Origin of the sequence: Streptomyces sp. NPDC127117, from assembly GCF_042677325.1 — a bacterium.
Lineage (GTDB): Bacteria > Actinomycetota > Actinomycetes > Streptomycetales > Streptomycetaceae > Streptomyces.
Genome location: NZ_JBHXTM010000032.1, coordinates 84,555 through 94,720 on the forward strand (window position 1 = coordinate 84,555; position 10,166 = coordinate 94,720).

At 73.1% G+C, this 10,166-nt stretch carries 10 protein-coding genes; 5 read left to right on the forward strand and 5 right to left on the reverse strand.

The annotated features are described in order from the left end of the window. Positions 1 to 133: 133 nt before the first annotated feature. Positions 134 to 637, forward strand: a complete 504-nt coding sequence (locus ACFVH0_RS26160; protein ID WP_385823910.1) for a hypothetical protein — start codon at positions 134 to 136, stop codon at positions 635 to 637. A gap of 85 nt (positions 638 to 722) precedes the next feature. Further along, a complete protein-coding gene (locus ACFVH0_RS26165) occupies positions 723 to 1,466 on the forward strand; it encodes a Clp protease N-terminal domain-containing protein (RefSeq protein WP_385823912.1) in 744 nt (247 codons plus the stop codon). Between the two features lie 255 nt (positions 1,467 to 1,721). On the opposite strand, the gene ACFVH0_RS26170 is transcribed toward ACFVH0_RS26165, so the two are convergent. Continuing rightward, positions 1,722 to 2,297 carry a histidine phosphatase family protein gene (locus ACFVH0_RS26170; RefSeq protein ID WP_385823914.1) on the reverse strand — a complete coding sequence of 192 codons (576 nt, stop codon included), beginning with the start codon at positions 2,295 to 2,297 and terminating at the stop codon, positions 1,722 to 1,724. A gap of 146 nt (positions 2,298 to 2,443) precedes the next feature. Next, positions 2,444 to 3,913, reverse strand: coding sequence for a PLP-dependent aminotransferase family protein (locus ACFVH0_RS26175; protein ID WP_385823916.1), 1,470 nt, complete (start codon positions 3,911 to 3,913; stop codon positions 2,444 to 2,446). Between ACFVH0_RS26175 and ACFVH0_RS26180 the strand changes: the two genes are divergently transcribed. Further along, positions 3,912 to 4,913: a DMT family transporter gene (locus ACFVH0_RS26180; RefSeq protein WP_385823918.1), complete on the forward strand. Its 1,002-nt coding sequence runs from the start codon at positions 3,912 to 3,914 to the stop codon at positions 4,911 to 4,913. The two genes, ACFVH0_RS26175 and ACFVH0_RS26180, sit on opposite strands and share 2 nt — an antisense overlap. 87 nt (positions 4,914 to 5,000) lie before the next feature. Then, complete coding sequence (locus ACFVH0_RS26185) at positions 5,001 to 5,213, forward strand: DUF1918 domain-containing protein (protein ID WP_385823920.1); 213 nt, start codon at positions 5,001 to 5,003, stop codon at positions 5,211 to 5,213. Positions 5,214 to 5,315: 102 nt separating this feature from the next. Here ACFVH0_RS26185 and ACFVH0_RS26190 read toward each other — a convergent pair whose 3' ends face one another. After that, a complete protein-coding gene (locus ACFVH0_RS26190) occupies positions 5,316 to 6,593 on the reverse strand; it encodes a glycoside hydrolase family 10 protein (protein ID WP_385823922.1) in 1,278 nt (425 codons plus the stop codon). A gap of 189 nt (positions 6,594 to 6,782) precedes the next feature. Between ACFVH0_RS26190 and ACFVH0_RS26195 the strand changes: the two genes are divergently transcribed. Further along, positions 6,783 to 7,643, forward strand: coding sequence for a 3-hydroxybutyryl-CoA dehydrogenase (locus tag ACFVH0_RS26195; RefSeq protein ID WP_385823924.1), 861 nt, complete (start codon positions 6,783 to 6,785; stop codon positions 7,641 to 7,643). Positions 7,644 to 7,714: 71 nt separating this feature from the next. Here ACFVH0_RS26195 and ACFVH0_RS26200 read toward each other — a convergent pair whose 3' ends face one another. After that, positions 7,715 to 8,245 carry an NUDIX domain-containing protein gene (locus tag ACFVH0_RS26200; protein ID WP_385823926.1) on the reverse strand — a complete coding sequence of 177 codons (531 nt, stop codon included), beginning with the start codon at positions 8,243 to 8,245 and terminating at the stop codon, positions 7,715 to 7,717. An 86-nt stretch (positions 8,246 to 8,331) separates the two neighbouring features. Further along, positions 8,332 to 9,681 carry a transcriptional regulator gene (locus ACFVH0_RS26205; protein ID WP_385823928.1) on the reverse strand — a complete coding sequence of 450 codons (1,350 nt, stop codon included), beginning with the start codon at positions 9,679 to 9,681 and terminating at the stop codon, positions 8,332 to 8,334. Between the last annotated feature and the right edge of the window lie 485 nt (positions 9,682 to 10,166).

Below are 10,166 nucleotides of genomic sequence, written 5' to 3' on the forward strand. Positions count from 1 at the left end.
GGGGCCCCCCGGTGTTAACCCCCCCCCCCCAAAACCGCGGGGAACGGCCCCCCCCCCGGCCGCCCCCCCCGGGCGCCGCGCTCCGTCGTACCGGCGGCCGGACGGCACCGGCTCCGCTCGGTACGGTGCCGCAATGGTGAATACATTTCACGGCGGGGGCCGCGCCCTGTCCCTGTCCAACGGGGGCACGGCGGTCTTCGTCGACGTGCTCCTGCTGGCCGTGTCCGATCTCGCCGACAGCGCCTGGGAGTACCGCTTCGCCACCCTGCTGACCCTGCAGGACCAGAGCGTCATGGGGCGCGGAGCGGTCGGATTCGACCTGGAGGACATCGACTGGGGCCGCTCCCCGGGCGAGTGGGCGGCGGCGAAGGGATTCGTACTGCGGGTGCTCGATCTGGCGCTGCGCAGGCACCGGTGGGACGAGCTGGACTACGAGCCGCCGTATGCCGAGGGATATCTGCGGCAGTACCGCGAGATGGTCCGGGCGTTCGACCCCGCCGACGCCGGGCGGCACGACAGCGGCCACCCACCTCTCCCCGGCCCGGAGGAGGCCGCCATGGCGTCGTGCGTACGGCACCGCGTCCTGTGCGCGCCGGAGCACTGGGAGGCATGCGTCTTCTGCAACTCCTCGCACTGACCCCTCCTCACCGGCGCGACCGGGACGCGGACCGGACTGTCAACCGACAGTTGACACCCGAGGGCTGTCAACCTACGGTTGACACATGGTGAATCCCGTACGCCCGACGCATCCCGTGCGCCTCGACGACCTGATCGAGGCCATCAAGAAGGTTCACACCGACGCCCTCGACCAGCTCTCCGACGCGGTGATCGCCGCGGACCACCTCGGTGACGTGGCCGACCACCTGATCGGACACTTCGTGGACCAGGCCCGGCGCTCCGGCGCCTCCTGGACCGACATCGGCAAGAGCATGGGGGTGACCAGGCAGGCGGCCCAGAAGCGGTTCGTGGCCAAGGACCCCGGCGAGGTGTCGGACCTCGACCCCAGCCAGGGGTTCAGCCGCTTCACCCCGCGCGCCAAGAACGTCGTGATGGCCGCGCAGAACGAGGCCCGCTCCGCACACAACGACGAGGTGGGCACCCAGCACCTGGTGCTGGGGCTGCTCAGCGAGCCGGAAGGGCTGGCGGCGGCGTTCGTCAAGGCCCAGGGCATCACGCTGGAGGCCGTCCGCGGGGCCGCGACCGAGGCGCTGCCGCCGGCCGCGACCGGCGAGCTGCCGGAGCTCGTCCCGTACGACGCGGGAGCCCGCAAGGCGCTGGAGCTGACGTTCCGGGAGGCCCTGCGGATGGGCCACAACTACATCGGCACCGAGCACATCCTGCTCGCGCTGCTGGAACAGGAGGACGGTACCGGGGTGCTGACGGATCTCGGCATCGACAAGGCGGCCGCCGAGGCGGGCATCGCCGAGGCCCTCAGCCTGATCACCGCCCCGCCGGAGAACGGCTGAGCGGTGCCTCGCCGGCCACCGGGTGACGGTGGCCGGCGCCCGGCTCCCCCGCCCGCCGCGGCGAATTCCGGCCAGTGCGCGACGGCCGGGGCATCGGGGCGGGGAGGTTCCGGCAGGCGCGGGCACGGCGCTCGGAGCGGGCGTCCCTCGGCCGGGAATCGTACGCCGACCAGGGGCTCCGGCCCCGTCGACGGGGGTCTCCCGCCCCCGGGAGCCCGTACGCGCCGCGCAGCGCCGGGCGTCCCGGTGAAACGGTCAGCGCACTCCCGCTTCGAGCCTGAGGCTCCAGCGGCCCGGTACGCCCGTCAGCGTGACCGTGGAGAGCGGCCCGACGTCCACGTTCCAGTACGCCGACGGCGGGGCCTTGAGCGCGTACACGAGGGCGGCCCGGACGACCGCGGGTTCGGCGACGGCGACGATGGCGCCCTCGCACACGGGACGGGTGTCCAGCCAGCCCCCTATCCGCGAGATGAACGCGAGCAGCGGCTCGCCACCGTGCGGGGCGGAGCGCGGATCGGCGAGCCAGGCGTCGACCGCCGCGGGTTCGCACGCCGTGACGTCGGCGAGGGTGCAGCCCCGCCAGCGGCCCATGTCGCAGTCACGCAGGGCCGGTTGGACGAGCGGGGCGAAGCCCAGCGCGTCGCCGGTGGCACGGCTGCGCGGGGTCGGCGAGCAGTAGCGCAGCTCGGCGGCGCCCAGCGGTATGAGGGCGGGCGCGGCGAGCCTGATCTCGTACAGACCGGTGTGGTCGAGCGGCCGGTCGTCGTCGAAGCGCTCGGCGAGCAGGGTGGAGCTGCGAGCCGCGGCGACCAACGAGACTCTGGAAGTCATGGCGGTGATCGTGGATCCGAACACCCTTCCGGTCAAGAGGGCCTTCACAAGTCCGTCCGGCCCGGTCCGGGAAGGGGCGGATCGCGCGGCACCCGCCCCCGATTGGCCGGAACCGCCCTTCTCATCGGGCGCGTGGGTCTTCCCGATCAGGGCCGCGGGCCGCCGCCGGAACCGGTCAGGACCTCGTCGCAGGCGGTGCGCAGCCGGCGGACCCCCTCGGCGATCTCGGCCGCCCCGGCGGCCGCGGCAAAGCTCAACCGGATCTGCGGGGACGGGGGTTCGGCGCAGAAGTAGGGGCGGCCCGGCGCGATGGCGACACCCGCGCGCAGGGCCGCCGAGACCACCGCGGACTCGTCCGTGCCGGCCTCCGCCTCGGGCAGGCGCAGCCAGAGACTGCCACCGCCGGCGGGGATGTGCGGGAGCGTGAGACCGGGCAGTTCCATGCTCAGGGCCGTCGTCATGGCGGTGCGGCGGTCGCGCAGAGCGGTCGACACGGAGCGCAGATGGTGGCCCCACGCCGGGGAGCCGACGAGTTCGAGCGCGGCCTCCTGGAGCGGGCGGGGGACGAAGAAGCTGTCGACGATCTGGATGGCGCGCAGCCGCCCCAGTACCGGTCCGCGGGCGGCGAGCGCCCCCACCCGCAGGCTCGGCGAGGCGATCTTGGTCAGGGAGCAGACATGGACGACCACCCCGTCCGGGTCGTCGGCGGCCAGGGGTGCGGGCAGCGGGCCGGCGTCGTCGTGGACGAGCCGGCGCGCGAAGTCGTCCTCGACGACGAAGGCGCCCGCCGCACGGGCGATCCGGACCACCTCGGCGCGCCGGCCGGGGGCCAGGACCGCGCCGGTCGGGTTCTGGAAGAGCGGCTGGCAGACGAAGACCCGGGCACCGGTGGCCCGGAACGCCACTTCGAGCAGCTCCGGCCGTACGCCGTCGGCGTCCACGGGCACCGGCACGGGCCGCAGTCCGGCGGCGCGGGCGACCGCCAGCATGCCCGGGTAGGTGGGTGACTCGACCAGCAGCGGGGCGCCGGGCGGGGCGAGCGCGCGCAGCGCGGTGGCCAGGGCGCTCTGACCGCCGGCGGTGATCAGTACGTCGGCGGCGCCGAGCGCGGGCCCGATCTCACGGGCGAACCAGGCCCGCAGTTCGGTCAGGCCGTCCGTGGGCGGCCGGTCCCAGGCACCGTGGCGGCGGCCGGCCCGGGCGAGGGCGGCGGCGAGCGCCCGCTCCGGCTGGAGGGAGGAGTGGAGGTAGCCGCCGTTCAGCTCGATGACTCCGGGCGGAGGTGCGGCGAGCGTGGCCAGGACCCCGGAGGCGTCGACGGTGCGCGGCACCGCTTCGGGTCCGCCGTCGCCGCTGAGGGAGACCTCCTGCCAGGAGGTGTCGCCCGGCGGGGGCACATCGGCACGGGGCTGCGCCCGGAAGGCGCCGGAGCCGGGTCTGGTGACCACCAGCCCCTCGGCGACGAGCTGGGCGACGGCCCGGGAGACGGTGACGGGGCTGACCCGGAAGCGCTCCACCAGGGCCCGGCTCGACGGCAGCTTTCCACCTGGTGAGTAGCGGTTCAGCTCGCTCCGGAGAGATCCGACGAGCTCGGCGACGCTGCTACGCTCTTGCATGAGAGCACACAGTAGCGCTATCAACGACAACTCGATAGCGGACGGCCCATCGGCCGGTATCGATCCCGGCACCGGGACCGAAGCCGACACACGCGCCAGCACCGACGGCATCACCACCGGCCGCGAGTCGCACCGCGGCGGCCTCGCGCTCGCCGGGCTCGGTGTCTTCGCCTTCTCGCTCACCTTTCCCGCCACCGCCTGGGGCCTGGAGAGCTTCGGCCCCTGGTCGCTGGTGGCGCTGCGCACCCTGCTCGGCGCGGTGATCGCGGGCGGTGCGCTGCTCCTGGGACGCGTCGCGCCGCCGGACCGTCGGCACTGGGCCGGGCTGGCCGTGGTCGCCGCGGGCGGGGTGATCGGCTTCCCGCTGCTGACCACGCTGGCGCTGCGGACCGCGACGACCTCGCACGCGGCCGTGGTCGTGGGCCTGCTGCCGCTGACCACCGCGGTGTTCTCCTCGCTGCGGACCGGAGCGCGGCCGTCCCGTGCCTTCTGGATCGCGGCGCTGGCCGGCGCGGCCGTGGTGATCGCGTTCACCGTGCAGCAGAGCGGGGGCGAGCTGTCCGGCGGCGATGCGTACCTGTTCGGCGCGCTGCTGGTCTGCGCGGCGGGCTACACGGAGGGCGGCAGGCTGGCCCGGGTCATGCCCGGCTGGCAGGTGGCCGCCTGGTCGCTGGTCCTCTGCCTGCCGCTCGCGATGGTGGGGACGGCGCTCGCGTTGCCGGTTGAGCCGGTGCGGCTGACCGCGCACGGGGTGATCGGCCTGGTCTGGGTGGCGGCCGGTTCGGCGTTCCTCGGGCTGTACGTCTGGTACCGGGGGATGGCGGAGATCGGGGTGCCCCGGGCCAGTCAGCTCCAGCTCGCGCAGCCGCTGCTGACCCTGCTGTGGTCGTTCCTGCTGCTCGGCGAGACGGTCCCGGCGGCGGCGCCGGTGGCCGCGATCGCGGTGCTGCTCTGCATCGCGGCCACCCAGCGGACGGGGCGTGACCGGCGTAGGCGGTGAACGCCCCGTACTCCCCCACCGGGCGAAGTCGGCTTTCGGTCATAGACTTGTCGACATGGACCGCCACCCGTGAGGAGGTCAGTCCCGATGGAGGCACACACGGGCGACCGGCTGCTGATGCACGGCAGGACCGTGGGACAGCACGACAAGGTCGCAGAAATCGTCGAAGTGCTCGGGGCCGGGGGCACTCCCCCGTACCGGGTCCGCTTCGAGGACGGACACGAACACCTGATTTCACCCGGTCCCGACAGCGTCGTACAGCACACCGACACCCGGAAGCAGGCCCCGGAGACTCCGTAGCGGCCTCCGGCGGCCGGCACCGCGCCTCGCTTCCGGGACGGGGCCGGGCCGGGCCGTTCCCGGCGGCCCGCCCCGAACACCCGTCGCGCCCATCCCGTTCGGTCAGCGGGGTGGGCGCACCCTGCTGCGGTAGTGGTCGCCGACCACCCGGTCCATGGCTCCGATCCGGTCCCTGACCACGTCCTTCCCGGAGAAGTAGACATGGCCGCGCACCTGGTCGTACGCGCCGGCGAAGTCGATGTGCCGGGAGAGTTCGGCCGGGTCCTGCCAGGCGGCCGGCTGGGCCGGGTCACCGGCCTTGTACAGCGCCTCCCCCACGAACAGGTCGACGCCCGTGCCGCGCACCACCTCGTCCCACCAGGGCAGCAGCTTGGCGTAGTCGGCGGCGGCGAAGCCGATGTTCCAGTAGATCTGCGGGCAGATGTAGTCGATCCAGCCCTTCCTGACCCAGCCGCGGGTGTCGGCGTACAGATCGTCGTAGGTCTGCACCCCCGCCTTGGTGTCGGAGCCGAGCGGGTCGGTGGCGGCGTTGCGCCACACGCCGAACGGGCTGACCCCGAACTGGACGTTCTTCTTGATCTGCTTGATCCGCTCGGCGGTCTCGCGCACCAGCTTGTCGGTGTTGTCGCGCCGCCAGGCCGCCTTGTCCGGGAAACCCGCTCCGTACTTGCGGTACGTGGCGTCGTCGTCGAAGACCTGTCCGGCGACCGGGTACGGATAGAAGTAGTCGTCCCAGTGCACCGCGTCGATGTCGTAGCGGTGGACCGCGTCGAGCATGGCGTCCTGGACGAAGCGGCGTACTTCCGGAATCCCGGGGTTGTAGTAGAGCTTCCCGCCGTACGGCAGGACCCAGTCGGGGTGCAGCCGGGCCGGGTGGGTGGCGGCCAGCCGGGACGGGTCGGTGTGGTTGGCGACCCGGTACGGGTTGAACCAGGCGTGCAGCTCCAGGCCGCGGCGGTGCGCCTCGCGGACGGCGGTGCCCAGCGGATCCCAGCCGGGGTCCTTGCCCTGGACGCCGGTGAGGTACTGGGCCCACGGTTCGTAGGGCGAGGGCCACAGGGCGTCGGCGGTCGGCCGGACCTGGAGGATGACGGTGTTCAGCCGCCGGTCCACGGCCTCGTCGAGGTACGCGATCAGCTCGGCCTCCTGGGCGGCCGCGGTCAGGCCTGGCGCCGAGGGCCAGTCGAGGTTGGCGACGGTGGCGACCCACATCCCGCGCAGCTCGCGCCGGGCGACATGGCGGTGGCGGGAGCGCTCCGGCGCACCCGCCCGCCGGGACGGGCCCGCGAAGGCGTCACCGGCCATGGTGACGGTGCTCACCACACCCGCGACCACCCCGGCCGCCCCCGCCACAAAGCTTCTTCGGGCCATTTGCCGCATTTCGCTGCACCTGCCGTCTCTCTGTCATCGTCCGTCACCCCGGTATCCGGGCGTATCGCAGAGCATGCCCGCCCCGGCCCACGATGACCCGCAGGTCGCGGAGTAACGTCGGGGGGTCGGGGCGGGCACCGGAATCAGACGGGAACCTGCGACACGCAGAACAGCGAAAGGCACGAGGTGACGGACTCTATGGCCGACATTGCACGGGTCGGAGTGGTGGGCTGTGGCCAGATGGGCGCGGGCATCGCGGAGGTGTGCGCCCGCAGCGGTCTTGAGGTCCTGGTGGCCGAGACCACCGGCGAGGCGTTGGAGATCGGCCGCACCCGGCTGCACAACTCCCTCTCGAAGGCCGCCGACCGCGGCAAGATCACTCCCGAGGAGCGCGACGAGACACTCGCGCGGCTGAACTTCACCACGGACCTGGGCGAATTCGCCGACCGCGATCTCGTCATCGAGGCCGTCGTGGAGAACGAGCAGGTCAAGACCGAGATCTTCCAGGTGCTCGACCAGGTGGTGACCCGGCAGGACGCGATCCTCGCCTCGAACACCTCCTCGATCCCGCTGGTGAAGCTGGCCGTGGCGACCTCCCGCCCGGACCAGGTCATCGGCATCCACTTCTTCAACCCGGCCCCGGTGCAGAAGCTCGTCGAGCTGATCCCCGCGCTGACGACGTCCGACGAGACGGTCAAGCGGGCCGAGGCCCTGGTTCAGGACGTGCTGGGCAAGCACCCGATCCGCGCCCAGGACCGCTCCGGCTTCGTCGTCAACGCGCTGCTGATTCCGTATCTGCTCTCCGCGATCCGGATGTTCGAGTCGGGGATCGCCAGCCGTGAGGACATCGACAACGGCATGGAGCTCGGCTGCGCCCACCCCATGGGCCCGCTCAAGCTCTCCGATCTGATCGGTCTCGACACGGTGGCCTCGGTCGCCGACTCGATGTACGCGGAGTTCAAGGAGCCGCTGTACGCCGCTCCCCCGCTGCTCCAGCGCATGGTGGACGCGGGCAGGCTCGGCCGCAAGACGGGCTCGGGCTTCTACCCGTACTCCTGATCCTTCTCCGTGCCCGTACGGGGCCGGGCCGGGCGATCCCCGGGCCGGCCCCGTACGCGGTCGCGCGGTGCTCACCCCAGCCGTAAGTGACGCAGCATCATCAGTCCGGCGGCCATGCCCGCGGCCGGGACCTCGCCGCGGGCGATCAGGTCGGGCACCAGCTTGAGCGGTATCCACTCGCGGCGCGAGGACTCGAAGGCGTCGCTGGGCGTGCCGGTCCAGTCGGCCTGTTCGGACCAGAAGAGGTGGTGCCGGGCGTCGATCAGGCCGTTCGACGGCTCCACGGTCAGCAGCGGACGCAGCGGCCCCGGGCGCCAGCCGGTCTCCTCCTCCATCTCCCGGGCGGCGGCAGCAGCATTGTCCTCGCCGTCCTCGACGACGCCCGCGGCGAGCTCCCAGCCCCAGCTGTCCGTGATGAACCGGTGCCGCCAGAGCAGCAGCACCTCGTCCGCCTCGTTGACGGCGGTGGCCGCCGCGACGGGGCGCAGCCGGATGAGGTAGTGATCGAGATGGCGGCCGTCGGGGATGACCACATCCGCCAGATTGACCCGGAACCAGCGGTTCTCATACACAGTTTGTTCGTTCAGGTTCGTCCATTGCACGTTTCTGCCACCTTTCGACAAGTAGGTGGCAACATCGCAGCAGGCGCGGGACCGGAAGGGAACGTACCGGTACCCCGGCTCCGCACTCACAGCGGTACGCGCAACGCCCCGTCGATCAGTTCGGCGGCCCGCCCCGCGTCGGCGCAGCCACTGGCGGCCAGGTCCTCGCGCACGGCGCGCAGCCGGTCGCGCAACCGCCGCGACTCCATGCCCCCGGCCTGCTCCGCCATCTCCACGGCGGTGGCCGCCGCCCGGTCCGCCTCGCCGTGGCGCAACTCGATATGGGTCAGCATGGCCAGCCGGTGCACCCGGCCCCGGTCGTGCGCCGGGATCCGTACCGCCTTCGCCGCGTGCTCCCGGGCACCCGGCAGATCTCCGATGCCGAGCAGCGCCTCGGCCACCTGCACATCGACCAGCCCCGGCTGTACGTACCCCGTCTCGTCCGGCTCCTGGCCCGGCAGGATGCGCCCGGCCTCCGACTCGGCGCGCCGGATGCACTCCCGGGCGCCGCTCGCGTCGCCGAGGCGGGCGTACGCCTTGGCCTGCATCGCGTACAGGTCGGCGGCGAGCGCCGGGCTGATGTGCCCGGTGGCGGCCCGCAGCGCGGCCTGGGCGAAGGCCACGGACTGCCGGTAGTCGGCGAGGAAGAGCGACTGGTTGACCAGCAGGGCGATCACATAGCCGCCGAGCCCCCGGTCCCCGCTCGCCTTGGCCAGCCGCAGCGCCTGATGGAAGTAGCGCTGGGCGAGCCCGTGCGCGTCGGAGTCGTACGCGCAGATCCCCGCGACCGCCACCAGCCCGCCCGCCGCCCGGTACAGCCGACGGCCCATCGCGTCGCTGTAGCCGCCGCGCAGCAACGGGGCGGTCTCGGCGTTGAGGAAGCCGACGATGCGGGACCTGGTCGCGATTCCGCCCGCCCGGCGGTACATCAGTTCGTAGTGGGTACGGGCCGCGCGCAGGGTCACTATGTCGGCCATGGAGACACGGGTCGTCCCGTCGCGCGAGACATCGGTGTCCTCCGGAGGGTTCTCCCACTCCCAGACCGGCATCACCGCCGTGGTGCCCGTGACGGCGGCCGGGGCGAGGGCATGCGGGCGCTGCACCTCGTCGGAACGCCACAGCGCGGTGGCCCGCTCGACGAAGCCGGTGAGCGAGGAGCCGGGCCCCGGCGAGCCGGCGCCCGGGGCCGCCATGCCGATGTCGTCCAGCGAGACGGGCCTGCTCAGCCGGTTGCCGAGCACTTCACAGATCAGGTCGGGCACCTGGCCGCGCGGACGCTGCCCCTTCAACCAGCGGGCCACGGCGGTGTGTTCGTACCGCAGTCGCAGTCCGCGGGGACGGCCGGCCCGGTTGATGTGCGCGGCGAGACCCGCCCGGGAGACGCCCGCCTCCTCGATCAGGGCAGCCAGCAGAATGTTGGGCTCCGTTGCCCCCATGTGCCCCTCCGGTGGTTCGGCACGCCGAGGCGTGTCGCACCAGTGGAGCACGATTCACACGGGGTGTGAACGCAATGCCCGAACCGTCCCGCTGCGCACCCTGTTGCGCCGGCGCGCGGATCGGTTGAATCAGTCGTCTCGCAAGAGGCGGACGGGTCGTCTGCTCCCCCTCGTACAGTACGACGACCCGCAACCGCGCCGTCCGCTCTGCCGACCTGCCCGACACTCCGTGGCAGCGCGGACGGTGCCGGGCCGCACGGCCCACTGCCCACGGATCGGAGGGTGGCTGCGGGATCGGTCCGGCGCCGGGTTCCCCCGGGCCGCGCCGGGGCCCGCGTGCGGTCCACGCCGCTCGGCGAGCATGGCAGGAGGGGGGCCGGCGGGGGCCCGGTGGGCCCCCCCACGCCCCAACCTACGGCAACCCGCCCGCCCCCCCGCCCCCCCCCCCGCCGCCCGGGCGGCCGCGGCCCCCCCCCCGCACCCGC

Bases quoted from the DNA above. Each gene is read 5' to 3' on its own strand.
- ACFVH0_RS26205 (WP_385823928.1), bottom strand. From the start codon at position 9,681: ATGGGGGCAACGGAGCCCAACATTCTGCTGGCTGCCCTGATCGAGGAG.
- ACFVH0_RS26160 (WP_385823910.1), top strand. From the start codon at position 134: ATGGTGAATACATTTCACGGCGGGGGCCGCGCCCTGTCCCTGTCCAAC.
- ACFVH0_RS26175 (WP_385823916.1), bottom strand. From the start codon at position 3,913: ATGCAAGAGCGTAGCAGCGTCGCCGAGCTCGTCGGATCTCTCCGGAGC.
- ACFVH0_RS26180 (WP_385823918.1), top strand. From the start codon at position 3,912: ATGAGAGCACACAGTAGCGCTATCAACGACAACTCGATAGCGGACGGC.
- ACFVH0_RS26170 (WP_385823914.1), bottom strand. From the start codon at position 2,297: ATGACTTCCAGAGTCTCGTTGGTCGCCGCGGCTCGCAGCTCCACCCTG.
- ACFVH0_RS26165 (WP_385823912.1), top strand. From the start codon at position 723: ATGGTGAATCCCGTACGCCCGACGCATCCCGTGCGCCTCGACGACCTG.
- ACFVH0_RS26195 (WP_385823924.1), top strand. From the start codon at position 6,783: ATGGCCGACATTGCACGGGTCGGAGTGGTGGGCTGTGGCCAGATGGGC.
- ACFVH0_RS26185 (WP_385823920.1), top strand. From the start codon at position 5,001: ATGGAGGCACACACGGGCGACCGGCTGCTGATGCACGGCAGGACCGTG.
- ACFVH0_RS26190 (WP_385823922.1), bottom strand. From the start codon at position 6,593: ATGCGGCAAATGGCCCGAAGAAGCTTTGTGGCGGGGGCGGCCGGGGTG.